21 protein-coding genes are annotated in these 21,437 nt (G+C 63.9%); 12 read left to right on the top strand and 9 right to left on the bottom strand.

Translation table 11 applies throughout. The annotated features are described in order from the left end of the window. Positions 1-4 precede the first annotated feature (4 nt). From BN60_RS07085 to BN60_RS07050, 8 genes are all read left to right on the top strand, one after another. The gene (locus BN60_RS07085; protein WP_020695314.1) at positions 5-1,165 is read left to right on the top strand and encodes a TAXI family TRAP transporter solute-binding subunit; all 1,161 of its coding nucleotides are present in this window, start codon (positions 5-7) and stop codon (positions 1,163-1,165) included. A gap of 22 nt (positions 1,166-1,187) precedes the next feature. Beyond that, a complete protein-coding gene (locus tag BN60_RS07080; RefSeq protein WP_043283710.1) occupies positions 1,188-2,348 on the top strand; it encodes a TAXI family TRAP transporter solute-binding subunit in 1,161 nt (386 codons plus the stop codon). Positions 2,349-2,359: 11 nt separating this feature from the next. Beyond that, positions 2,360-4,609, top strand: a complete 2,250-nt coding sequence (locus tag BN60_RS07075) for a TRAP transporter permease (RefSeq protein WP_020695312.1) — start codon at positions 2,360-2,362, stop codon at positions 4,607-4,609. A 25-nt stretch (positions 4,610-4,634) separates the two neighbouring features. Continuing rightward, on the top strand, positions 4,635-5,819 hold the full coding sequence (locus tag BN60_RS07070) for a CaiB/BaiF CoA transferase family protein (RefSeq protein WP_020695311.1): 1,185 nt from the start codon (positions 4,635-4,637) through the stop codon (positions 5,817-5,819). 68 nt (positions 5,820-5,887) lie between these two features. After that, positions 5,888-6,532: a DUF6134 family protein gene (locus BN60_RS07065; RefSeq protein ID WP_020695310.1), complete on the top strand. Its 645-nt coding sequence runs from the start codon at positions 5,888-5,890 to the stop codon at positions 6,530-6,532. After that, entirely contained in the window at positions 6,529-6,912 is a 384-nt protein-coding gene (locus BN60_RS07060; protein ID WP_020695309.1) for a hypothetical protein, read from the top strand. The genes BN60_RS07065 and BN60_RS07060 overlap by 4 nt, the downstream gene beginning before the upstream one ends. 2 nt (positions 6,913-6,914) lie before the next feature. After that, complete coding sequence (locus BN60_RS07055) at positions 6,915-7,778, top strand: alpha/beta fold hydrolase (protein WP_020695308.1); 864 nt, start codon at positions 6,915-6,917, stop codon at positions 7,776-7,778. A gap of 5 nt (positions 7,779-7,783) precedes the next feature. Continuing rightward, the gene (locus tag BN60_RS07050; RefSeq protein ID WP_043283707.1) at positions 7,784-9,454 is read left to right on the top strand and encodes a SulP family inorganic anion transporter; all 1,671 of its coding nucleotides are present in this window, start codon (positions 7,784-7,786) and stop codon (positions 9,452-9,454) included. A gap of 46 nt (positions 9,455-9,500) precedes the next feature. Here the strand turns inward: BN60_RS07050 and BN60_RS07045 are convergent, their stop codons facing one another. The 4 genes from BN60_RS07045 to BN60_RS07030 all read right to left on the bottom strand — a co-directional run bounded on the left by BN60_RS07045 (position 9,501) and on the right by BN60_RS07030 (position 14,162). Beyond that, the gene (locus tag BN60_RS07045; RefSeq protein ID WP_020695306.1) at positions 9,501-9,971 is read right to left on the bottom strand and encodes a DUF3237 domain-containing protein; all 471 of its coding nucleotides are present in this window, start codon (positions 9,969-9,971) and stop codon (positions 9,501-9,503) included. A gap of 8 nt (positions 9,972-9,979) precedes the next feature. Further along, positions 9,980-11,596 (bottom strand): class I adenylate-forming enzyme family protein, encoded by a 1,617-nt coding sequence (locus tag BN60_RS07040; RefSeq protein WP_020695305.1) that lies wholly within the window; start codon positions 11,594-11,596, stop codon positions 9,980-9,982. Positions 11,597-11,622: 26 nt separating this feature from the next. Then, on the bottom strand, positions 11,623-12,030 hold the full coding sequence (locus BN60_RS07035; protein ID WP_020695304.1) for a rhodanese-like domain-containing protein: 408 nt from the start codon (positions 12,028-12,030) through the stop codon (positions 11,623-11,625). A gap of 83 nt (positions 12,031-12,113) precedes the next feature. Then, entirely contained in the window at positions 12,114-14,162 is a 2,049-nt protein-coding gene (locus BN60_RS07030; RefSeq protein ID WP_020695303.1) for an NAD(+) synthase, read from the bottom strand. A 212-nt stretch (positions 14,163-14,374) separates the two neighbouring features. Here BN60_RS07030 and BN60_RS07025 point away from each other — a divergent pair, with 212 nt between their 5' ends. The 3 genes from BN60_RS07025 to BN60_RS07015 all read left to right on the top strand — a co-directional run bounded on the left by BN60_RS07025 (position 14,375) and on the right by BN60_RS07015 (position 16,907). Next, positions 14,375-15,154 carry a sulfite exporter TauE/SafE family protein gene (locus BN60_RS07025; RefSeq protein ID WP_020695302.1) on the top strand — a complete coding sequence of 260 codons (780 nt, stop codon included), beginning with the start codon at positions 14,375-14,377 and terminating at the stop codon, positions 15,152-15,154. A gap of 40 nt (positions 15,155-15,194) precedes the next feature. After that, positions 15,195-16,241 carry an MBL fold metallo-hydrolase gene (locus tag BN60_RS07020; protein WP_020695301.1) on the top strand — a complete coding sequence of 349 codons (1,047 nt, stop codon included), beginning with the start codon at positions 15,195-15,197 and terminating at the stop codon, positions 16,239-16,241. Positions 16,242-16,397: 156 nt separating this feature from the next. Next, the gene (locus BN60_RS07015) at positions 16,398-16,907 is read left to right on the top strand and encodes a hypothetical protein (protein ID WP_148283339.1); all 510 of its coding nucleotides are present in this window, start codon (positions 16,398-16,400) and stop codon (positions 16,905-16,907) included. A 191-nt stretch (positions 16,908-17,098) separates the two neighbouring features. On the opposite strand, the gene BN60_RS30265 is transcribed toward BN60_RS07015, so the two are convergent. From BN60_RS30265 to BN60_RS07000, 3 genes are read right to left on the bottom strand one after another with little or no spacing between them, the layout of a single operon-like run. Continuing rightward, a complete protein-coding gene (locus tag BN60_RS30265) occupies positions 17,099-17,329 on the bottom strand; it encodes a hypothetical protein (protein WP_020695300.1) in 231 nt (76 codons plus the stop codon). Then, entirely contained in the window at positions 17,329-18,126 is a 798-nt protein-coding gene (locus BN60_RS28655) for a glycoside hydrolase family 73 protein (protein ID WP_020695299.1), read from the bottom strand. The genes BN60_RS30265 and BN60_RS28655 overlap by 1 nt, the downstream gene beginning before the upstream one ends. 3 nt (positions 18,127-18,129) lie before the next feature. Further along, positions 18,130-18,459: a hypothetical protein gene (locus BN60_RS07000; RefSeq protein ID WP_020695298.1), complete on the bottom strand. Its 330-nt coding sequence runs from the start codon at positions 18,457-18,459 to the stop codon at positions 18,130-18,132. A 44-nt stretch (positions 18,460-18,503) separates the two neighbouring features. On the opposite strand from BN60_RS07000, the gene BN60_RS06995 reads away from it, so the two are divergent. Beyond that, positions 18,504-19,253 (top strand): class I SAM-dependent methyltransferase, encoded by a 750-nt coding sequence (locus BN60_RS06995; RefSeq protein ID WP_020695297.1) that lies wholly within the window; start codon positions 18,504-18,506, stop codon positions 19,251-19,253. Here the strand turns inward: BN60_RS06995 and BN60_RS06990 are convergent. Together BN60_RS06990 and BN60_RS06985 are read right to left on the bottom strand one after the other, a co-directional pair. Then, a complete protein-coding gene (locus tag BN60_RS06990) occupies positions 19,237-21,126 on the bottom strand; it encodes a hypothetical protein (RefSeq protein WP_148283338.1) in 1,890 nt (629 codons plus the stop codon). The genes BN60_RS06995 and BN60_RS06990 overlap by 17 nt on opposite strands. Next, positions 21,126-21,437: a hypothetical protein gene (locus BN60_RS06985; RefSeq protein WP_020695295.1), complete on the bottom strand. Its 312-nt coding sequence runs from the start codon at positions 21,435-21,437 to the stop codon at positions 21,126-21,128. Before BN60_RS06985 ends, BN60_RS06990 begins: the two co-directional genes overlap by 1 nt.

The following is a 21,437-nucleotide window of genomic DNA, read 5'->3' as shown; positions in this document are numbered from 1 at the left end:
ATTCATGAACCGACGCACCGTCATCACGGGCGCCGCATTGGCGCTGCTCATCTCCAGTCCGGCACTCAGCCCCGCCTTCGGCCAGGCATTACCCAAGGAAATGTCCTGGACCGCCTACGATACCGGCTCCTCGGGCTTCAACATCGCTGTCGCCATTGGCCAGCAGTTCAAACAGAAACTCGGCACCGACGTCCGCGTGCTGCCTTCGGGTAACGACACCGGCCGCCTTGCGCCGGTCAAAGCCAATCGCGCCATCATCTCGCAGATGGGAATCGGCACCTACTTTGCGCAGGAAGGCGTCTTCGAGTTCGGTACCAAAAGCTGGGGTCCACAGGCTAGCCGCCTGCTGATGGCCGCCACGGCGTGCAACGGCCTCAGCCTCGCCGTCGCCAAGGACACCGGCGCAAAGGAAATCAAGGATCTCAAGGGCAAGCGGCTCGGCGTCGTGGTCGGTTCGCCGGCATTGACGCAAGGGGCAATCGCCCTGCTCGCCTTCGGCAACCTCACCGAGAAGGACGTCACGCTCGTCCAGTTTTCGTCGAACAACGCGATGTGGAAAGGCTTCATCAACAACGAAGCCGATATCGCCCTCTCGTCGACGATCTCCGGCCAATCGAAGGAAGCCGATTCCTCGCCGCGCGGCGTGATCTTTCCGGCCATGCCGGCCGACGACAAGGCAGGTTGGGCGCGCGTCCACAAGAAGGCGCCCTACTTCGTCGCTCACAAGGCGACATGCGGGGTCGGCGGTCCATCGCCGCAGACGCCGGTCACGATGGCGAGCTACGCCTATCCGATCTTCATGACCTACGCCGACCGGCCGGCGGACACGATCTACGCCATCACCAAGGCGATGATCGACACCTTCGACGACTACAAGACGGGCGCGCCCGGCGCCGATGGCATGGCGCTGTCGCTGCAGAACCTCGCCTGGGTCGTGCCCTATCACGACGGCACCATCCGCGCCTTCAAGGAGAAGGGCGTCTGGACCGATGCCGCCCAGAAGCACAACGACAGCCTGGTGAAGCGCCAGCAGGTCATGATGGACGCGTGGAAGGCCTATTCAGCCAACGCTCCGTCCGACGACAAGGCCTTTCTCGAAGGCTGGATGAAGGCGCGCGCCGCCGCGCTTCAGAAAGCCGGGATGGATGTGATTTTCGATCAGTAGCAGCAGTCGGGGAGCAAGAGCGATGGCGTATGGGTTGCGTAGTGTTGCCGTAGCTGCGGCAATAGCGATGGCGTGTATCGGCAGTGCGGCAGCGCAGGACGTCAAGCTCCCCGGAACACTTACGGTGACGGCCTACGAGACGGGCTCCAACGCCTTCAATCAGGCAGTGGCCGTCGGCCAGATGCTGAAGAACAAGTACGGTACCGACCTGCGCGTATTGCCGGCCGGTAACGACGTGGCTCGACTGGGTCCGTTGCGGGCCGGCCGGGCGCAGGCCTCGGCCATGGGCGTCGGCATCTACTATGCGCAGGAGGGCGTGCTCGAATTCGCCACCAAGGAATGGGGGCCTCAGAGCTTGCAGCTCCTGCTGTCGGCGACGACCTGCAGCGGCCAGGCCTTGGGGATCGCCAAGGATCTCGGCGTCAGCCAGGTCAAGGATCTCAAAGGCAGGCGGATGGGCTGGGTGGTCGGCTCGCCCGCCATCAACCAGAGCCTGCTCGGCCTGATCGCCTTCGGCGGTCTCACGAAGGCCGACGTCAAGGTCGTCGACTATTCGAGCTACGGCGCCATGATGAAGGGGCTGGTCAATAACGAGGTCGACATCATCTTCGCGTCGACCATTTCCGGTCAGGCCAAGGAAGCCGAGAATTCGCCGCGCGGGATCATGTGGCCGCCGATGCCCCCCTCCGACACGGCGGGATGGGAGCGCGTGCAGAAGCTCGCCCCGTACTTCTACCCGCATAAATCGACCTGCGGCGCCGGCTATGCCAAGGGCGAGACCATCGAAGTCGCGGTCTATCCCTATCCGATCTTCATGGCCTATGCCTCGCAGCCGGCGGAGCTGGTGCACGCCCTGACCAAGGCGATGATCGCGAACTACGACTCCTACAAGGATGCCGTGGTCGGCGTCGACGGCCTCGAAGCCAAGCGCCAGAACCAGAAGTGGATCGTCCCGTACCATCCGGGCGCCGTCCGCGCCCTGAAGGAAGCCGGCGTCTGGACCGAAGAAGGCCAGAAGAACAACGACACGCTGATCGCTCGTCAGAAGGTCCTCGCCGAAGCCTGGGCCGCCTATCTCAAGACCAACCCGCCCGACGACAAGGATGCCTTCCGCAAAGGCTGGATGGAGGCGCGGCGGACGGCACTCACCAAGGCCGGCCAACCCGTAGGCTTCGACGAATAGGAATACATCGCATGACCGATCAGGCGACGCGGGTAGTCTTCGACGACCCGCATCAAACGGGCCCGGCCGAAGCCGAAACGATGCGGGTCCGCCCCCTGGCCGGTGTCTGGCGATGGGCCTTGATCGCGCTGACCGCGGTCACGATCTTCCTGTGCATCAATCAGCAGTTCGCGCTGCGCTTCTTCGTGGGCTTCACGCCGCTCAATACGGAGTACTTCTACCTTCTGATCTTCTGCATGCTGCCCTTCACCTTCGTGATCTTTCCCGGCAGCTCCAAAGCATCGATCAACCGCATCGCCTGGTACGATGTCGTGCTGTTCCTGGGCACGGCGGCAGCGTCGATCTATCTTATGCTGAACATCCGCAAGGCGGCCGAACTAGGCTGGGAATTCGGCGATCCTCCGCAGCCGATCCTGTGGGCCGGCCTCTTCATGTGGATCGTGCTGATGGAGGCGCTGCGCCGGACTGGCGGCTGGAGCCTGCTGCTCTGCGTCTTTCCCTTCACCATCTACCCGCTGTTCGCGGGTGCCGGCTGGCTGGGACCGCTCAAGGGCAACCAGTCGACCCTGGACCAGACGATCGCCTACCATGTGCTTTCGACCGAGAGTCTTCTCGGCATCCCCATCCAGGCTTTCGCCGATGTGGTGATCGGCTTCCTGGTATTCGGCACGGCCTTGATGATGACCGGCGCCGGGAAGTTCTTCATCAACCTCTCCTTCGCGCTCTGCGGCACCTTCCGCGGCGGCGCAGCCAAGGTCTGCATCTTCGCCTCGGGCCTGCTCGGCATGATGTCGGGGAGCATCGTCAGCAACGTGCTGACCGCCGGCACGATGACCATTCCCACCATGAAGAAGACCGGCTTCAGCCCCTCCTACTCCGGCGCCATCGAAGCCTGCGCCTCGACGGGTGCCGTGCTGGCGCCGCCGGTGATGGGCGCGACCGCCTTCGTCATGGCCCAGTTCATGGGGACGACCTACGCCGAAGTCGCTCTCGCCGCGATCATCCCGGCCCTCCTCTACTATGTCGGCCTGTTCATGCAGGTCGATTCCTATGCCGCGCGGCACGGCCTCAAGGGCCTGGAAAGGCGCGAGCTGCCGAGCGTCTGGGCAACCTTCAAGGATGGTTGGTACTACGCCTTCGTCATCGTGCTGCTGATCGTCATGCTGCTCTACTTCAAGCGCGAGAGCCATGCCCCCTTCTACGCCACGGCACTGCTGCTGGTGCTCAATCAATGGGCGCAGCCCGGCAAGTGGAAGATGGTCAACACGCTCAACATCGTGATCGCCGTTCTCGTGGCCGCCATCATGACGGTGCGCGGCGAGAACTACGGCAAGGCGCTGGAAGCCTCGGACGCCGGCGCCTTCGATGCCTGGACCAACGCCATCCTGCTGCCGGCGCTGGGCGGCATGATGCTCCTGGTCGTCCTGAACGAGCTGTGGGGCGAGAAGCGCTGGGGCCTCAGGAAGTATATCGGCTTCCTCGAAGCCAACGGCCGCACCTTCGTCGAACTGGTCGGCATCCTGGCGGGCTGCGGCCTGCTGATCGGTGCCTTCTCGCTGACCGGCGTCATTGCCTCGCTGGCCAACGACCTGCTGACGATCGCGGGCAGCAACGTGTTGCTGCTGCTCGTCATGTGCGCCATCACCAGCCTGATCCTCGGTCTCGGGCTCACCACGACGGCCTGCTACATCTTCCTCGCCATCCTGGTCGGGCCGGCGCTCGAAAAGCTCGGCCTCAACAAGATGGCGGTGCACATGTTCATCTTCTACTGGGGCATGCTCTCGTCGATCACGCCGCCGGTCGCCATCGCCTCCTTCGCCGCCGCCGGCATCGCCGGCGCTCCCGCCATGAAGACGGGATGGGAATCGATGTGGGTCGGCAGCATCATCTACTTCATTCCGTTCTTCTTCGTCGCCAATCCAGCCCTCGTGCTGCAGCCCGGCGACGGTGGCGGCATTCCGTACCTCGAGGCGGCCTATCTCGTCGTCACGTCGCTGGCCGGAATCGTCTTCATCTGCGGCGGCATCCAGGGCTATCAGGCCGGCATTGGAGATTTGCGCCGCGCGGGCGTGCTGGAATGGCCGCTGCGTGTGTTGCTGGTGGTGGGCGGGCTGGTGCTGGCCGCGCCCGGTGGCGGAATCATGCCGTTCAGCAATGCACAGATGGAGCTGCTCGCAGCCGCCTTGCTCGTTCCCACGGTACTGGTGGCTCTGCTAATGGTCCGTCGCAACCGGCCGACAGGAGATGCGGCCGCAGGGTGACCAAGCGCGGAGGCAGAGACACATCATGGCTGGGGTTCTGGAAGGCATTCGCGTACTCGATTTCGGCCGCTACATCGCGGGTCCGTTCTGCGGCACGATGCTGGCCGACCTCGGGGCCGAAGTAATCCGCATCGAGAAACTGGAGGGCAGCGAGGATCGCTGGGTGACTCCGGTCGTCGAAGGCGGCGAAGGCGCCATGTTCCTCCAGATGGGCCGCAACAAGCTCGGCCTGACGCTCAATCCCGTAAAGCCTGCCGGCCGCGAGATCGTGAAGAAGCTGGTCGAGGCGTCGGACGTCGTGATCGCCAACCTGCCGTACGAAGATCTCAAGAAGATGGGCATCGACTACGAGACCATCTCGGCGATAAACCCGAAGATCATCCTCGCCACCAACTCGACCTTCGGTTCGGAAGGTCCTTACGCCACGCGTGTCGGCTTCGACACGATCGGCCAAGCCATGTCGGGCGCCATGTACCTGTCGGGCGACGGCAAAGTACCGACCCGCGCGAACACGCCCTATGTCGATTTCAGCTCCGCCCTGCTCTCGACGGTCGGCGTGCTGGCGGCGCTCATGGACCGCGCCAAGAGCGGCAAGGGCCAGAAGGTCGAAACGGCGCTGCTGCGCACCGCCATCAACATCGCCAACGGGCATCTGATCGAGCAGGCGATGCTCGACCTAAACCGGATCGCCACGCTCAACCGCGGCTTCACCGCCGGCCCCTCCGATACCTTCAAGTGCAAGGACGGCTGGATCTACGCCATGACGATCGGCCAGCCGCTGTTCGTGCGCTGGTGCCGCCTGATGGGCAACGAGGACCTGGCATCCGACCCTCGGTTCAAGGACGATCTGGCGCGCGGCGACAATGGCGAGGCGCTGTCCGACATCATGCAGAAATGGTGCGATACGCGCACCGTCGCGGAGGCTCTGGAACTGCTCGAAGCGAACCGTATTCCGGCCGGTGCCGTCTATACGCCGCAACAGGCGCTGGACGACCGCCACGTACGCGAAGCGGGCTTCTTCCATCAAATGGAGTATCCGGGTGCTGCCAAGCCGGTGCCCGTGCTGCAGGAGCCGGTCAAGCTCTCGCGCACGCCGCTCAGCATCCGCCGCCGCGCGCCCAAGCTCGGCGAGCATACGGACCAGATCCTGCAGGAGCTGGGTTACACCGCCGACGCCATAGCGAAGCTCAGGGCGGATCGCGTGGTCTGAGGATCGCCGTACAACGACAGTGATCCGGCCAGCCTTTCGGGGCGTATACCCCCGAAAGGAGTTCGGCCATGCGGCGATTCTTGATCGCTCTTCTGCTGACTTTGACAGGTGTTTCGGGGGCCGCGGCATCGGGCCCGCTGCCTTACGGCCCCTCCCTTTCCTTCATCGCCTATCGCAACGGCGAACCGATCGGGCGTCACACCGTCACCTTCGAGCGCGAAGGCGGCCAGCTCAAGGTTACGACCTCCATAGACCTTGCCGTGAAGTTCGTCGGCTTCACGGCCTATCGCTATACGCACCGAGCTCAGGAAGTCTGGTCCGGCGCTTCACTTGTCTCGCTGGTCAGTCAGACCGACGACAACGGCACGAAGCACAATGTAAAGGCGACCCGCGAGGCGAATGACATCGCAGTCACCCACAATGGGGGGCGCACTGTCTTGCCGCAGCAGACGCTGCCCTCTTCGCACTGGAACATCGACCAGGTGCGCCAGACAGTCCTGCTCAATACGCAGAAGGGGACCGAGGCTCGCGTCAAAATCACCCCAGGTGCCCGGGAACTCATCAAGACTGCGTCCGGAACGATCCCTGCGACACGCTACAGCTACACTGGCGACGTCGTCATGGACCAGTGGTTCGACGATCAGGGCCGATGGGTAAAGACCTCTTTCAAGGCTTCCGACGGATCGACGATCGAGTACATTCTGCAGGGATGACGCCTGCTGATCGCTTCGCCCGTCTTCTCGACCTTCTCTCCGCCGACGACGATCTCCGTCGCCGCGGCCGATGGGTCACCGTCGAGTGCCGGGTCGATATCGGCAGCGAGCCTTTTCACCTCTCTCTGAGCGACGGCGCCCTCGCGGCGCTCGACCGCGGACCGCGACTGATGCGGTCCACCGCGTTCACCGTGCGCGGTACCGAGGAAGCCTGGCAGAGACATTGGGAGACGATTCCCGCGCCCGGCTGGCATGATCTCTTTGCGCTCACCAAGCGCGGCGCCGCCTCGTTCGAGGGTGATCTCCGACCTTTGCTGCAGAACCTGCAGTTCTTTAAAGACCTGCTGGCGCTGCCACGCCGGCTGCCGGAGGCGACCTGATCATGGCACCGGCGCTGGATCCGATGATCGGCCGCTACCTGCGCATCGAGATCGACGGCGTTCGCCATCGTCTCTACTTCGAGGAAGCAGGCCCGGCTGACGGCATTCCTCTCGTCTGCCTGCATACTGCCGGCGCCGACAATCGGCAGTTCCGTCATCTGCTCGCCGACCCGGAAGTGACGAAGCGCTTTCGGGTTCTGGCCTTCGACATGCCCTGGCATGGCAAGTCGACACCGCCCGATGGTTGGGAGAAGATCGAGTATCGACTGACGACGGCCTCCTACACGGCGGCCATTCGCGCCTTCTGCCAAGCCTTGGACCTCGACAGGCCGGTCGTCATGGGCTGCTCCATCGGTGGCCGCATCGTCCTCAACCTCGCGATTGCGCACGCAGCGGAGTTCCGCGCCCTGATCGCCCTGGAGGCCGCCGACTTCCAGCAGCCCTGGTACGACACGGCTTGGCTGCACCGGCCGGACGTCCATGGCGGCGAGGTATGTGCGGCGCTGATTTCCGGGCTGATCGCCCCGCAGAGCCCGCCGGTCAGTCGACACGAAACCCTCTGGATGTACATGCAGGGCGGCCCCGGCATCTTCAAAGGCGATCTCTATTTCTATCGGGTCGACGGCGACCTGCGTGAAAAGGTGAAGGCCATCGACACCAAGCTCTGCCCGCTCTACCTGTTGACCGGCGAGTACGACTTCTCCTGTACGGCCGAGGATACGCTGCGCACCGCGTCGCACATCGAGGGTGTCGACGTCCAGATCATGAAGGAACTCGGCCATTTCCCGATGAGCGAGAACCCCGTGAAGTTCCGCGAGTACATTCTGCCAGTGCTGGACAAGATCGCCACCCAAGACCACTGCTAGCCCCCATGAGCGTCAGGCCCTTCGCGTCGCTGCGGGGTTATCGGCGGTCGTGGCTGCTGAGTGACGCCACGGCGGGGTTGATGCTTGTGGCGATCGCACTGCCGGGTCAGTTGGCGACAGCCCGCCTTGCCGGAATGCCTGCGGAGGCCGGTCTGATCGCGTTCGCCGCAGGTTCGATCGCCTTTGCTGCCTTTGGCGGCAATCGCTTCATCTCGGCGGGCGCCGACTCGACTATCGCGCCGATCTTCGCCGGCGTGATCGCCGCCATGGCGGTCAGCGATCCTGCACGTCACCTCCAACTCGCGGCGACTCTTGCCTTGCTGGTCGGCGCGATCCTGGTCATTGCGGGAAGTCTGAAGGCTGGCTGGCTGGCCAACCTGCTTTCCGTGCCCGTGACCACCGGCTTCCTGGCGGGTATCGCCATTCACATTGTCGTCGGGCAGTTACCCGCGATCCTCGGTGTTCCGGCTCCCAATCCCGAGGCGCATCTGCTGTTACGCCTCGTCGACGTCCTTCAGCGGGTCCCGGTGGCCAATTTCTATGCCACGACGATCGGGATCGCGGTCCTGGCGATCACAATCGGCGCCCATTGGCTTGGCCCTCGAATTCCCGGCGCCCTGCTCGGCCTGGTCGTGGCCGGCCTGGCGACGTGGCATTTCGGATTGGCCGAACGCGGCGTTGAGACGTTGGGAGCGTTGTCGGCGATAGTGCCGACGATCTCGCTGCCCCTTGTCGGCCTGGGCGACCTGATAGGCCTTCTGCCGCTGGCGGGCACTGTCGCCCTCGTCTGCATGATGCAGACTGCCGCGGTCGCGCGGTCCTTTCCGTCGACAAAAGGCGTCGCCGACGATGTCAGCCGGGATTTTGTCGGCGTCGGCGCCGGCAGCCTGATCGCGGGCGTCACGGGGGCGTTTGCCGTCAATGCCAGCCCGCCGAGCACCGCCGTCGTGGTCGAAGCCGGCGGTCGCTCGCAAGCGGCACAATTGCTTGCCGTCGCGGTCATCGCCTTGCTGGCCGCGACGGCCGGCGCGGCGGCCGCCTACGTGCCGCGCGCGGCGCTCGACGCCGTGCTGGTCTACATCGCGCTCCGCATCTTCCGCCTGGGCGACATGATCAGGATCGCCCGCAGGAGCGCCGGTGAAATCGTTCTGGTCGTCGCTTCGGTTCTTCTGATCGTTCTGCTGCCCATCCAGCTCGGCGTCGGCTTCGCGATCATGCTCTCGCTGTTGCATAGTACGTATCTGCTGGCGCGGCCGCTCTCTGCCCGCCTGGAACGGCTGAAGGGCACGACGATCTGGTGGCCGCCGAATAGCCGCGTTCCCAGCGAGAGCATCCCCGGCGTGCTGGTTTTTGCACCCGCGGCGCCGATCACCTTCATCAATGCCGAGTACATCCAGGGTCAGCTCGACAAGGCGTTGGCGGAAACCAAGGACGTGCGGCTCGTGGTGGTCGAAGCCAGCGGCGTCACCTTGATCGACTACACGGGCGCCGAGTCGTTCATCGACAAGATCGCACGCCTGCGGAGCAACGGAATAGATGTGGCACTGGCCCGCCTCGAAGCCAGCCGCGCTACGGCCGCCGCCCAGCGCAGCGGGCTGATCGATGCCCTCGGCGCCGACCATGTCTTTCATTCCGTCGAAGAAGCCGTCCAGCGCCTGGCGGCGACTGGCCGCTGATTTCAGCGCCCAGGTAGGCAGATCGAGCGTGGTACCGTGGGGAAAGCTAGAGGATCTGGAAGACGTCGTAGACGGGGCCGGCCGGCTCGCGGCGACCCGTCGCGACGCAGACGATGCGGTTGAGGAAGCGGTACTTCTCCGACGAGGTCTCGAACCAAGGCGTCGTGCGGAAGTAGTACTGGCCGGGATCGACCTTCTCGCCCTTGTTGAGCTGCTCGATCACCCAGGCGGGGCCGTGGCGCATGCCGCGGTAGCTCATGTAGACGAGATGGCCATCGTCGGTCTTGAGCGTGAGCCGCACGTCGAGCTGCAGAATGCCGTCCCGGCGCTGCAGCAACCAGTCGCCGGCGGGAGCCGGCAATACCGTGCCCTTCAGCTCCTCGCCCTCGAAGGTGCCGCCGGTCACGGTGGCGATGCGCCGACGGCCATAGGGCGTCTCGCCGACATCCGTCACATTCGGATCGACTTGCAGGGTTAGCGTGAAGAGATGGGTGGAACGAAGCGTCGGTCCAGACATAACAACCCTCAGATCTTGGCGGCGCGGCCTTCCCAGTAAGGCGCCCGCAATTCGCGTTTCATGATCTTGCCGATGGTGCTGCGCGGAAGCGAGTCCCGGAACTCCACAGCGACCAGCCGTTGCGTCTTGCTGAGCTGGCCATTCGCCCATTCGCGCACGGCGTCTTCCGATATCGAAGCGCCGTCACGACGGACGCAGAGCGCCATCGCCGATTCGCCCCACTGCTCGCTCGGTACACCGATCACCGCAGCATCGACGATGTCGGGGTGTTTCAACAGCAGCACTTCGATATCGGCGGCATAGACGTTGAAGCCGCCGGAAATGATCATGTCCTTCTTGCGATCCAGCAGCACGACAAAGCCGTCCTCGTCGATCCTGCCCATGTCGCCGGACTTGAAGAACAGCCGCCCGTCCTTGTCGTACCAGAAGAGCTCGCGGGTCTTGGCGTCCTGCTTGTAGTAGCCCTTCATCATCATCTCGGCACGGCCGACGATCTCGCCGACCTCGCCCTGCGGCAGCTCGTTGCCCTGCTCGTCGAGGATCTTCAGCTCGACGCCGAAGCCCGGCTTGCCGACGGTATGGAGCTTGTCGGGGTGGAGGTTGGCTTCGAGCATGCAGCTCCCGCCACCTTCGGTCAGGCCATAGATCTCGATCAGCCGGCCCGGCCAGCGTTTCAGCGCATCGGCCTTCACCTGCGCACGCAAGGGCGCGCTGGTCGACATCTTGGTCCTGAAGGCACTGAGGTCGTACTTGTCGAAATCGGGATGGGCCAGGATGCGCTGGTATTGCACCGGCACCAGCATGGCATGCGTCACCTTTTCGGCCTGGGCGAGTTCGAGGAACTTCACCACGTCCGACCTGCGCATCAGGATCGTCGTGCCGCCGATGCCGACCGTGGCCAGCAGCGAAACCAGGGTCGTGTTGGAATAGAGCGGCGTCGAGACCAGCGAGATCGTCTCGGGACCATAGTCGAAGGCCGTGAAACGGACCGGGAGCTGGCTGCGCAGCGCGTGCGAATGGAGGATGCCTTTGGGCAGTCCGGTGGTGCCGGAGCTGTAGATGATGTTGAAATCGTCCAGCGGCTGAAGCTCGACGGCAAAGGGCGCATCGCTCGCGGGCGACAGCCAGGCCTCGAAGCCCTGCCAGCCGGTCCTCGTGAAGTCGTAAGCGATGCGGCCGCCCGGCACGAGCTTGGCCAGGCGATCCTCGTAGGGCTCGACCAGCGGGCGATACTGATCCGACAAGAACAGGACCTTGGCGTCGCAGTCGTCGAGCATCTTTTCGAGCGCGTCGGCGGCCGCCATGGTCGAGAGCGGCACCACGCAGACGCCGGCGCGCAAGGCGCCCATGAACGTCTCGAGATATTCGATGGAGTTGGCGGCCAGCACGGCCACCTTGTCGCCGCGTCCCAGGCCCATCTCGGAAAGCCGCCGCGCGATCTTGTTCAGGCGCTTGTCGAAGTCCGCCCAGCTTCGCACCACGCCGTCGCACTTGACCGCCGCCTTGTCCGGATGGGCGGCGGCATGGCCCGCGATCAGATGCGGGATGGAAACGAAGGTCGGAATGTCCTCGACCGCAGGCTGCGGCACGATCGGATCCGGCAGCGCATGCTGGTCGGGGCTCATCTCCGTCCCTCTCCTGCCTTTGGGGCTTACTTCTTCTGTTCGACTGTCTCGACCGGGCCGCCGGCCTTCTTCCAGGCGCCGAAGCCGCCCTCGAAATGCGCCACCGGCGTCAGGCCCATGTCCTGCGCCGTCTTGGTCGCCAGCGCCGAACGCCAGGCACCGGCACAGAAGAAGACGAACTTGTTGCCGGTCTGGAAATAGTCCTTGGCGTAAGGGCTCTTGGGATCGATCCACATTTCCAGCATGCCGCGCGTCACGTTGATGGCGCCGGGGATCGTCCCGTCGCGCCACAGTTCGCGCGGATCGCGGATGTCGATGAAGGTGACGCCCGACTGGCCATGCGCCTTCATGGCGTCGGCAAGCGACATGGTCTCGATCTGGCTGTTCGCCTCGTCGACCATCTGCTGCACGGTCCTCTTGATCTCGAGTGGCATCGAATCCTCCCTACGCGGTGCTCCGGGCCTTGGTAGCATTTTGGCCCCACCAAGCAAGAGTGGCACGCAAGAGAAGCAGGCGCCTACTTGCCCTTCGCCTCCGGAATGGCTTTCAGCTCGGCCAGCCAGACATCGGGGCTGCCATCGGAGGGCGCGCGCCAGTCGCCGCGCGGCGACAGCGAACCGCCGGACGAAATCTTCGGCCCGTTGGGCACCGCCGAGCGCTTGAACTGGTTGGTGAAGAACCGCCGCAGGAACAGCGCCAGCCAATGCCGGATCTCCGCCAGCGTGTAGGCACGGCGCGCGTCGCCGTCGAGGTTCGCCGGCCATGCGCCCTTCTCGGCATCGTGCCAGGCATTCCACGCGAGGAAGGCGATCTTCGAGGGCCGATAACCAAGCCGTGTCAGGTAGTAGAGATTGAAATCCTGCAGCGCATAGGGGCCGACCGACTGCTCGGTCGACTGGATGACGCCGCCGGCACCGGCCGGAATCAATTCCGGCGATATCTCGGTGTTCAGGATATCGTGCAGGATCGCGGCGGTTTCCTTGTCGACGTCGCCGGAGGCGGCAACGAAGCGGATCAGGTGCTGAATCAGCGTCTTGGAAACCGAGCCGTTAGGATTGTAGTGCGACATGTGATCGCCAACGCCATAGGTGCACCAGCCGAGGCCCAGCTCGGACAGGTCGCCCGTGCCGACCACGAGGCCGCGATGCCGGTTGGCCAGCCGGAACAGATAATCTGTCCTCAAGCCCGCCTGCACATTCTCGAAGGTGACGTCGTAGACCTTCTTGCCCTTACCGAAAGGATGGCCGATGTCGGCCAGCATCTGCGTTGCCGCCGGCTTGATGTCGATCTCGTCGGCCGTGACGCCCAGCGCCTTCATCAGCCGCCAGGCATTCTTGTACGTCTTATCCGAGGTGCCGAAACCCGGCATGGTGTAGGCGAAGACGTTCTTGCGGCTGAGCCCCAGCATGTCCATGGCACGGCAGGTCACGATCAGCGCGTGCGTCGAGTCGAGACCACCCGATACGCCGATGATCGCGTTCTCCGTGCGGCTCGACTGCAGGCGCTGCGCCAGACCCTGGACCTGGATGTTGTAGGCTTCGTAGCAATTGTCGCGCAGCTTGGCGGGATCGGACGGCACATAGGGGAAGCGCTCGACGGCGCGTTCCAGGGCGACGCGGTTCTTCGGCGGCTCCAGAGTGAAAGGAACGCGCCGGAAGCGGCTAACCCGCTCGCGCTCCTGCTGGGCGCAATCGGCGAAACCGCCATAGCGCAGGCGCTCCTGGCGGATGCGGCCAAGGTCGATGTCGGCCTGCACGAGCGTCGAATCCTTCTCGAAGCGCGTCGACTCGACAAGCTGATCGCCCAGCTCGTAGACCGCGGCATGGCCGTCCCAGGCAAGATCGGTCGTCGACTCGCCCGGCCCCGCGGCCGAATAGGCATAGGCGGCGACCGCGCGCATCGACTGGCTGCCGCACAGCAGCCGCCGCGCCTCCGCCTTGCCGATGGTGATGTTGCTGGCCGACAGGTTCACCAGCAGCTCCGCGCCGGCGAGGGCTGCGTGGCTCGATGGTGGAATCGGCACCCACACGTCCTCGCAGATCTCGACATGGAAGGTGAGATCGACGCCGCTCGCCTGGAACAGGAGATCGGTGCCGAACGGCACGGTATGCCCCGCCAGCTCGAGTTCGTGGGCGATGACATTGGCGCCGGAGACGAAGTGGCGCTTCTCGTAGAACTCGCGATAGTTCGGCAGGTAGATCTTGGGAACGACGCCCAGGATCTCGCCACGGTGAATGACGACGGCGCAATTGTAGAGCCGGCTGGACACCCGCAGCGGCGCCCCCACGATCAACACCGGAAAGAGCTTGCGGCTCGCAGCCACCACTTCGGCAATCGACGCCTCGACCTGGTCGAGCAGCGCGTCCTGCAGCAGCAGATCCTCGATCGAGTAGGACGAGAGACCGAGTTCCGGAAACACCATCACGGCCGCGCGGGCCTTGTCGCCCTTGGCCGCAAGTTTCAGCGTCTCGGCAAGATTATAGGCCGTATCGGCGACCCTGGTGCGCGGCACGCAGCAGGCCACTCGAACGAATTCGTGGGAATAGAGCGAATAGAAATCGGACATCGGGACTCCAGTGATCCTCTACGGTCCGATAGCGCTCGTTTCCGATCAAGGGCCGGTGGTTGCGCGATGATGGGCGCGACAGGGATTGAACCCGCGCCCCCCGACATGTCAAGACTATCGGCGATACCCCAGAAGGTGATGCCGAGGAATGCATCACTGCGATTATTCCGCACAGACACCATCGAGGCCGGTAAACGGTTCAGGGGGACGGAATGGAATGGACATGGGTGCATCTCGCCTTGGCTGCCTTGGCGGGACTGGTCGGCGGCGCTGTCAATTCACTCGCCGGCGGCGGCACCCTGATCACCTTTCCCGCCCTTACAGCGCTCGGCGTGCCGGCATTGCAGGCCAACGTAACGAACACGATGGCCCTGATCCCGGGGTATCTCAGCGGTGCCTTCGCCCAGCGCGGGGCCCTGATCAGTCAGAGTCGCAAGGTCCTGATTTCGGTTCCCGCAGCGGCTGTGGGCGGTCTCCTGGGCGGCTGGATTCTCCTGCGAACGGATGCAGGAACATTCGAAAAGCTCGTTCCCTGGCTGGTCCTGCTCGCGACGCTGTTGCTGGCGTTCGAGGACCGCATCAAACAAGCCGTCGCCCGGCTCTCGCACCGTGAGGCTGCGTCGGAAGGGACCGGCAGCGATCTCGCGCTGGTATGCGTGGTGTTGGTCGGCGCGTTCTACGGCGGGTTCTTCGGTGCGGGGCTGGGGATCGTGGTGCTGGCGCTAATGGGCTTGGTAATGTCCGAAACGCTGACGCGCATCAACGCGGTCAAGCAGACGGTCAGCCTGGTCTCGAACTTCGCCGCCGCCCTGCTCTTCTACGGATCCGGGCTGGTCGAATGGCCCGCAGCGATTGCCCTCGGGATCGGCGCTTTCGCAGGCGGCGAGATGGGCGGCCTGTTCGCGTCGAAGGTCAATCCGCGAGTGCTGCGGGCCGTCGTGGTGGTACTCGGCGTCGCGATCTCGATCGGATTCTTCATCAAGCACTATTGACGACGTTAGGATTCCCCCACTTCCAACCAAGGAAAGACACATGCCCTCGCTCGTTGCCCTCGATTCGCTGACGGTGGATGTCATCACCGACAATGTGAGCGACACGTATGCGAGCAAGCCGGCTTTCGCCGTGTCGGAAATGGCAAGCATCTTGCTGGCGGGCGCTAAGGAGATATCCGGCGAGACATTGCTGGTCGCCAACCTGGGCTATGGGCTGCGGCTCCGGTCCCGCCTCGGCGACAGGGAGCATGTGATTCTCTTCGACACCGGCACGGAGGGGGCGGCCTTCATCCGGAATTGCCGCAATCTGGCGATCGACCTGGGTGAGGTCGAGGATATCGCGGTGACGCACGGCCACTGGGACCATATGGGCGCCCTGCCCGCCGCCCTCGATGCCATCGTCGCCCGCCGCGGCCGCAACAGCGTCTCGGTCCACGTCAATCCCGGCATGTTCAACGAGCGTGGCGTCCTGCTGAAGGACGGCACGATCTTTCCTGCCGCACGCGTTCCTACGCCCGCACAAATGGAGGCGCGCGGCGCGCGTGTCGTGAACGACGGCAAGGCGCGTCTCCTCCTCGATGGCCACTTCTACTACAGCGGCGAAATTCCCAGGGTCAGCGCCTTCGAGAAAGGCCGCGAGGACCACCTCTGCCGCAGCGACAACGAGGAGGAATGGCGGCCCGATCCCTTCCTGATGGACGAGCGCATGCTCATCGTAAACGTGCGCGATCTCGGCCTGATCGTGTTCAGCGCCTGCTCGCACGCCGGCATCGTCAACGTCTGCACCGAGACGCGGCGCCTGTTTCCCGATACGCCGATCCACGCCGTCATGGGCGGACTGCATCTCGGCGGCGTCATGGAGCATTTGATTCCCGAGACCGTCGAGGCCCTCAAGCCGTTCGATGTCCGCGACTTCATCACCGGGCACTGCACCGGATGGCGCGCGCTGCATGCCCTGGCGAACGCCTACGGCGACCGGGTCAGCCAGTCCGCCGTCGGCACCACATACAAGTTCGACGCCGCAACGCCCCTTGATGAACGCGTTTCGCAGGCGGCCAGGAGCTTCTCGCCCAAGCCGTCCTGGTAGGAAACAATTCGCAGCAACAACGAGCCTGTGCTCGTGGCGGCTCCTCACTTGGGAGCCGGGGGCGATGGTGGGCGCGACAGGGATCGAACCTGTGGCCACTGCCATGTCAAGGCCCGGCCCATCTGCTAAGTATTTGATAAATAACGAGGTACTGCTGTGGATGACTCGACAAAACACCCGGAACATATCGTGAAGGACGCGCAAATTGCGCGTACGAACCCAGCGGCACAGGTGCTCACAGAGCGGCCCAAGAACTATGTCGAGTATGAGGGCGCTCGGTACGGCCTGCACACGCGATATGATGTATGGGCCAAAGGCTACGTTGGGCCGACAGAGGGGTTCTGCCCGGCCACGGTCTATTCGCCTCTGGGAAATGGCCATTCGATTCCAGGCCAGTGCTCGCGGAAGGGCAAGCTTTCGTGCGAAGGTCACCTATGGTGCGCCACTCACTACCCTCCGAACGTCGTCAAACGGGAGACAGACCGGCAAGCAAAATGGGAAGCCGAGTCGAAGCGGAATGCCGCCGAATGGGAAGCCCGCGCCGCCAATCGAAAGCTGCGAGAGGATGCCCTGGATGCCATCAAGAAGATCGCGGCCGGGCACAACGACCCGAGAGGACTTGCCGAAGAGGTCCTTTCCGGCAAAACCCCGGAAGTGAATGAATGAGGCGATAGCACGTATATGATTCTGCTTCGCACGCAGGTTGGGATTTACGTTCCTACTTCCCCGGCGGCTTCCACTGACACAAAACGCGGCCGACTTCGTTGTGAGCCACAATTGCCCTAGCCGTCTCGTCCGTCAGCTTGTCCGCCTTGCTGAGGTAGATCGGCCGCGCCGCCGTGCAGTAGGATTGCGGGCTAGTCGCGGGTCCACTTCCGCACGCCGTCAGCAATATCGCCGCTATTGGCAGCATCCCAATCAGCACGGGTCGCATCGGCCTGCCTCCTGAGTTCGTCGTTGCGTTTGGCCTGGTCCGCGCGCTCTGCGTCACGGCCTGCCTGCTTGAGTTTGCCGATTGCCAGCAGAATGCCGCCGACGATGGCGAGGCCGGCGAGCAGCTTTCCCCACTGCTCAGATAGCCACGCCATCAGACGATGCCCTGCTTGGCCATATCGAGGCGGGCCCGGCGGATCGAGCGGAAGTAGAACAGCGCGATAACGCCGCCCACCAGCACCATCGCGCCCAGCACCGCCGCCACCTTCCAGTCGAGCCCGGCGAAGGCCGTCACCACTGGGGCCGCGGCGCCGGCCGCAACCGTGATGGTCTGCGCGGCGCTGCCCTTGTCGGCGTCTTTCACGATGCTCCCGCGCTTGGGGTCCGGGTTCACGATGTTGCCGTCCGGCTTCACCTCGTAGCCCTTGGGGGCTTCCACCACGACGCGCTGCATCTTCGCCGTGTAGCCCTTCACGGTGCGCAGGATCGAGCCCAGCTTGGCGGCATAGGCCGGGTCGGTCGCGTAGCCCGCGCGCTGCAGGGCCAGGAAGTAGGCTTCGTCGCCCTTCCCGTCGAAGACGCCCGCCGCCTTGTAGCGGCTGTTCTTCTCCAGAAAGGAAAAGTGATCGGCAAAGCTGTCGGCAATGCTCGGGTAGTCGCGGAAGGTGTCGTGGATCTGGACGTTCTGGCCGTCGACATGCTCCCAGGTAAGGACGGTCTGGGTCTTGCCGGTCCAGTTGCCCGATGCCTTGATGCCGAAGATGTTGTTGCCGATGGCGGCCTTGCCCCAGCCGGTTTCAAGGGCGGCTTGCGCAATGATCGCCTCGGGCGAGATGCCGAGCTTGCGGGCAGTGGGCTCCGCGCCCGGCATCAGCTTGGCCACCCACTCCGCGCGGGCCTTGTCGCCGCTGTTCTGCGGGACGCTCATGATGCGGTAGACTACGTTCTCCATCTTCTATCTCCGCTGCCACTGTTGGCGCTGCTGCTCTTCGGCCGCGCTGGGCGGCACACCCGGCGTCATCCGCCAGACCTGCCGCTGCAGGTCCCCGATCTTCTCGTCTTGCTGGTCGTTCCGGCGCTCGATGGCGTCTATGCGCGTGCTTTGGTGGAGTTGGTTGGCGCTGAGTGTCGAGAAGCCCACCTTGAGGGCCGTCACGTCGTCCGCCGTCTTCTGCACGGTAGACAGGATCAATCCCGCCAGCGTCGTGGTCGCCGCGAGGCCGACACTCATCCACCAGCGGTAGGCCTGCATGCCCCGGCTGTCTTTGGATGCCTGCTCAGTCATGAGGCGCCTTCCCGACCTACCCCCGTTCGGATAGGCTCTCTCGCATGCTCGATACTGTTCGCGCCGCCATTCAGGCCAAATTCGAAACTCTCTCCACGATCGGTCGCGCGCGGGCGGCGGCGGCAGCCAAGGCCGGCGGCGACTGGAGCATCTACGACAGGCGGGAAGACAATGGGATGTTCACATCCCAGGTGTCCTTTCTTCGCGGCCTGCCAAGCGGCGCTCGCATCCTCGACGTGGGTTGCGGGAACAACGCGCCCTTTCGGGTAAAAGACATTCGCCCGGACTGCTACTACGTCGGTCTCGATGTCGGAGACTACAACCAGGATCGGCCAATGGCCGCCAACGAGTATGTTCTTGTCAGCCCGGAGGAGTTCGCCGGCAAGATCGCGACGCTGGGGCAATTCGAAGGGGTCATCTCCACCCACAATCTGGAGCACTGCAACGACCGGGGCGCGACGCTCGCCGCCATGCTCGGTGCAGTGAAGCCCGGCGGCGAAATCTACATGCTCTTTCCGTCCGAACTCAGCGCTTCCCTGCCGTCGCGGCGAGGCGGCCTCAACTACTTCGACGACGGAACCCATCAAGGACGGCCGCCGTCCTTCCACGAAATCGTGGCGACCATGCGGGGGTTCGAGTTCATCGTGTCCGCGCCGGAATACCGCCCCCTCGCAGACATGCTGCTCGGGCTGTACAACGAACACGAGTCCGTCGAGAGCGGTTGGATCAAACCGGGGACCTGGGCGCTTCATGGCTTCGAGGCAATCATCTGGGCGGCTAGATGCCGGACCTGACGCGCGTCAGAGCCACGGCGAAGTCTCTCGATCCGCCCGCATTATTGTAAATCCGGTAAGCGCTTGCGCCGTCGAAGGCGATTGAAGCTTTCCCTGCCCCCGGCGTGGTGGTGGACGCGACCCATGTTGAACCCGTAGAGGCTGCTACCAGCGGCGACGCACCGCCGCCGCAGAGATACATGCCCACATCTCCATCGTTCGGATTGGAAATCACGATAAGGCCAGCGCCTGCCGCGATAGCCGCATTGGCGCCGTTGGCAATCGTGACAACGTTGTCGCTGGCGTCCGTAATCCAACCCGATGTCGGGCTCATCCGGATCACATCGGTGCCGTAGCGCGTGTTCCTTGATGTGATGTTCGAGCCGAACGGCGCGCTGACGTTGTTGATCGGAACTGCGCTGCATTCGATTGTCAATTCCGCCGAGCCGGTCACGCCATAGGCGCCGTTGTCGGCCAGTTCGACGGACTTGCCGAGAACCATCGTGACGGAGTTGTCGTTGCAGACGATTCCGCTGCCGCTGGCGTTCTTGAAGACGCCTAGGCTGGAACGAACGTCGCCGCCGGTCCAATTCGTGATCAGCAGATTGTCCCCGCCGGTCGTGCCCGCAAACCAACCCTCCGCATAGATGACCTTCGAAAGCGTGTTGACGGACGTATCGTCGACTTTCATGCCGGCGGTCAGATTGAGATCGAACTCACTATCCGATGCGATGAAAATTTGCGTGTTGCCCGTCCCGCTGATGGTCGTGTCGATCAGCAAGCCAATGGTGCTGTTCTGTTGACGCACCATCTCGGTATGAAGCCCGCCGCAGCCGCCGCCGCAGTGGATGCTGGCGACGCCGTTTGCGGGCGACCTGCTTCCCGCAACCCACGCGCTGTTGAGATGGCCTCCCGAGCCCTCGTTCCAAATTACCTGCCTGTTACGCGTATAGATCAGCGAGGAGTTCAGATTCCACGTCGATGACTTGTCGAACCAGACGCCATCCCACAGGTTGCCGTTGCCGCCAGGAATGCCGTTGATGAGGAGATTGACCTCGATGTTGACGTACTTCTTGATGCGGATGGCCGCGCCTGACGTAAGCACCGTCGTACTGCCGACAGTGAAGTCGTACAGGTTCAGGTCCTCGTAGACGTTGGTGCCGTCGCCGAACGTAACGAGGTCGCCCGGAGTCTGGCTGCTCCCGGTATATTGGAGCAGCCCCGGCCCCGCGATGCGAAGCCCGGTCCCCAGCACCGGCGTCAGGGCCATGGTGAAGTTGTACGCCCCGGCGTCGATGTACAGGTCCTTGTAGACCGGGGCGAGCGCCAGGAATGCGTTAATGCCCTCCGTCTCGTCGCCTACGCCCTCGCAAAGCCATTTAATGTGAACAGGACCGTCGAACAGGCGCTGCCACGCGCCGGTAGCGCCAGTCGGACCGCTATCGGGCGCAACCCATACGCCCCCTCGCGGATCAGCGGTGACGTTCGCGGACTGGTCGCCGGATCGCCACGCGAATTCGCCACCTCGCCCCTCTTCCGTGACAAGGACGCCGGTGGCGGGGCCTTGGTAGCCTTTGAGTAGCGCAATCGTCTCGAAGGAGACGCTGGGCTTGGCCTGCAGGATAGTCTCGATGGTCTGGCCCGTGGGCGCGGCGCCTGTGTTGCCGGCCAGCACCTCGCCGTCCGCGAGCGGGGCGGTCACGGCAACGGCATTTGTGCCCTGTCCGATCATCACGCCGTTGTTGGTCAGCGACGTGTTGCCAGTGCCGCCGTTTGGGGTCCGTAGAGTCCCCGTGGCATTACTGACGTCACGCACAAACTCAAGGTCTGCATCCAGGTAAGATCCAGGGACCCGTCCGGCTCGATCAGAGAACGTGTAGGGAATATCAGCCATCAGGTGAACATCCCGACGGCAAGGACGGTGACACCGGCCCCGGTGACAACCTGCCAAGCGCCGATCTGAGAGCAGGCGCCGATCTCGATAGTGTAGGTTCCGATTCCTCCACCCGGGCTGTTCGGCAGGATCGTGTAGGCCGAGCCGCTGCCGTCCTTGATCTGAACCTGAGCTGTAGCGGGCGTCGCGACCGTGCAGATAAGCCGCGCGAGGTAATCGCCCTTTGCTCCAGCGCTCCCGAGCGCAGTCGCGGCCTGATTTGCGGCGACCGTCTGAGGCGTCCAAGAGGTCTTCTTCAGATCGGGATACAT

The sequence above is a fragment of the Reyranella massiliensis 521 genome, from assembly GCF_000312425.1.
In the GTDB taxonomy this organism is placed as follows: Bacteria; Pseudomonadota; Alphaproteobacteria; order Reyranellales; family Reyranellaceae; genus Reyranella; species Reyranella massiliensis.
The sequence above is the reverse complement of the archived record's forward strand: the minus strand, read 5'-3'. Positions and strand labels throughout refer to the sequence as shown.

Excerpts from the sequence above, each read along its gene's own strand:
- BN60_RS07040 (WP_020695305.1), bottom strand. The coding sequence starts at position 11,596 with ATGAGCCCCGACCAGCATGCGCTGCCGGATCCGATCGTGCCGCAGCCT.
- BN60_RS07045 (WP_020695306.1), bottom strand. The coding sequence starts at position 9,971 with ATGTCTGGACCGACGCTTCGTTCCACCCATCTCTTCACGCTAACCCTG.
- BN60_RS07065 (WP_020695310.1), top strand. The coding sequence starts at position 5,888 with ATGCGGCGATTCTTGATCGCTCTTCTGCTGACTTTGACAGGTGTTTCG.
- BN60_RS07000 (WP_020695298.1), bottom strand. The coding sequence starts at position 18,459 with ATGACTGAGCAGGCATCCAAAGACAGCCGGGGCATGCAGGCCTACCGC.
- BN60_RS07050 (WP_043283707.1), top strand. The coding sequence starts at position 7,784 with ATGAGCGTCAGGCCCTTCGCGTCGCTGCGGGGTTATCGGCGGTCGTGG.
- BN60_RS07080 (WP_043283710.1), top strand. The coding sequence starts at position 1,188 with ATGGCGTATGGGTTGCGTAGTGTTGCCGTAGCTGCGGCAATAGCGATG.
- BN60_RS28655 (WP_020695299.1), bottom strand. The coding sequence starts at position 18,126 with ATGGAGAACGTAGTCTACCGCATCATGAGCGTCCCGCAGAACAGCGGC.
- BN60_RS07055 (WP_020695308.1), top strand. The coding sequence starts at position 6,915 with ATGGCACCGGCGCTGGATCCGATGATCGGCCGCTACCTGCGCATCGAG.
- BN60_RS07085 (WP_020695314.1), top strand. The coding sequence starts at position 5 with ATGAACCGACGCACCGTCATCACGGGCGCCGCATTGGCGCTGCTCATC.
- BN60_RS06990 (WP_148283338.1), bottom strand. The coding sequence starts at position 21,126 with ATGGCTGATATTCCCTACACGTTCTCTGATCGAGCCGGACGGGTCCCT.
- BN60_RS30265 (WP_020695300.1), bottom strand. The coding sequence starts at position 17,329 with ATGGCGTGGCTATCTGAGCAGTGGGGAAAGCTGCTCGCCGGCCTCGCC.
- BN60_RS07075 (WP_020695312.1), top strand. The coding sequence starts at position 2,360 with ATGACCGATCAGGCGACGCGGGTAGTCTTCGACGACCCGCATCAAACG.
- BN60_RS07025 (WP_020695302.1), top strand. The coding sequence starts at position 14,375 with ATGGAATGGACATGGGTGCATCTCGCCTTGGCTGCCTTGGCGGGACTG.
- BN60_RS07030 (WP_020695303.1), bottom strand. The coding sequence starts at position 14,162 with ATGTCCGATTTCTATTCGCTCTATTCCCACGAATTCGTTCGAGTGGCC.
- BN60_RS07070 (WP_020695311.1), top strand. The coding sequence starts at position 4,635 with ATGGCTGGGGTTCTGGAAGGCATTCGCGTACTCGATTTCGGCCGCTAC.
- BN60_RS07020 (WP_020695301.1), top strand. The coding sequence starts at position 15,195 with ATGCCCTCGCTCGTTGCCCTCGATTCGCTGACGGTGGATGTCATCACC.
- BN60_RS07035 (WP_020695304.1), bottom strand. The coding sequence starts at position 12,030 with ATGCCACTCGAGATCAAGAGGACCGTGCAGCAGATGGTCGACGAGGCG.
- BN60_RS07060 (WP_020695309.1), top strand. The coding sequence starts at position 6,529 with ATGACGCCTGCTGATCGCTTCGCCCGTCTTCTCGACCTTCTCTCCGCC.
- BN60_RS06995 (WP_020695297.1), top strand. The coding sequence starts at position 18,504 with ATGCTCGATACTGTTCGCGCCGCCATTCAGGCCAAATTCGAAACTCTC.
- BN60_RS06985 (WP_020695295.1), bottom strand. The coding sequence starts at position 21,437 with ATGTATCCCGATCTGAAGAAGACCTCTTGGACGCCTCAGACGGTCGCC.